At 38.4% G+C, this 1,098-nt stretch carries 1 protein-coding gene; it reads right to left on the bottom strand.

The annotated features are described in order from the left end of the window. Positions 1–41 precede the first annotated feature (41 nt). Complete coding sequence (locus tag FTU79_RS16410) at positions 42–227, bottom strand: hypothetical protein (RefSeq protein ID WP_180051361.1); 186 nt, start codon at positions 225–227, stop codon at positions 42–44. Between the last annotated feature and the right edge of the window lie 871 nt (positions 228–1,098).

Raw genomic sequence — 1,098 nt, 5'->3', positions numbered from 1 at the left:
ATATTGACGAAATCTCAGTCCACGCCCGAAAATAAAGGCTTTCAGACGATCTCTAGTTCTAGCAATTCAGACAACAAATATAATTCTTTTTCATCTAAAGCAATTCTGTTTTCACCACTTAAAGACAATAAAACTTCTGTGACCTTTCCTTGTTCTTCAAAGAAATGACCATTCTCTGTATGTACGAATTTTACTGTTTTACCTAAAAGCTCTATGACTTGTTTCATAACAACCACCTTTTTTTTTAAGTTTTTGATTTAGTGATTAGTATCATTATGGTGAGAGTTGAGCAGATAGAAGGTAATACTCACCCTAAAGCACCTATAAAGGCACTTTAGGAGTATTTCCCTCTGGAGCATCACTACGGAGCCGAGCGTCGCTTCAATCGGAGTGCATCACGGTATAACGCTGCACCTGTCTTAATTACGGCTTATATCACCGCCTGAACGCATTTAAGACCGCCTGTGGGCTTTGTTTGATCAACGCAAGGGAATTACCCCAATATACTCACGATCACCCTTAGACTACTCATTCTGCTGCCTGCTTTGTTCAGTTCCCCCAGTAACAGGCTTAAAATCACCGCTTAAATGCTGTCGTCACTAATCCTTCCACCCATTTAAACGGACGGAATATTAATTTTGGTAGGTTTTAACAACGAAAGGGATTTATTTTAAATCTAGTGAAGTTATAATCGCTTTACTGCACGGGGATTTTATCCTGATCTTATCTAGTGTTTGCGACACAGATAACTTTCGTTATTAATTATTCCAGTAATTAATAACCGTGCTTTAGAATATATTTTAATCGTGTGATTAATACAATGCCCTAGAACATAGATTTTAGGGCATTTTTTATTTATTTATGACCACATGACAACATGTTTACGGTTTTTTAGGGGTTTTAGGGTCTCCCTAACAAGAATCACAGTGCCCTCTGTGTATGCTTGCTCTTTTTTTTCCCTGGAGATCTCCAGTAAGAACAGAACGAGTGTCTACGAGTGAACTGACGCAATATGCTGCTAAAACACTTTTTTCCCTGATTACAAGCTCCCATACGATTTAAAACGATAGAACTTAGCGAAGCGACGCAAACGCATCC

It is taken from the genome of Acinetobacter sp. YH12144 (genome assembly GCF_013418345.1).
Classification (GTDB): Bacteria; Pseudomonadota; Gammaproteobacteria; order Pseudomonadales; family Moraxellaceae; genus Acinetobacter; species Acinetobacter amyesii.
The sequence above is the reverse complement of the archived record's forward strand: the minus strand, read 5'-3'. Positions and strand labels throughout refer to the sequence as shown.

Coding starts and splice junctions, on each gene's coding strand:
- FTU79_RS16410 (WP_180051361.1), bottom strand. CDS start 227: ATGAAACAAGTCATAGAGCTTTTAGGTAAAACAGTAAAATTCGTACAT.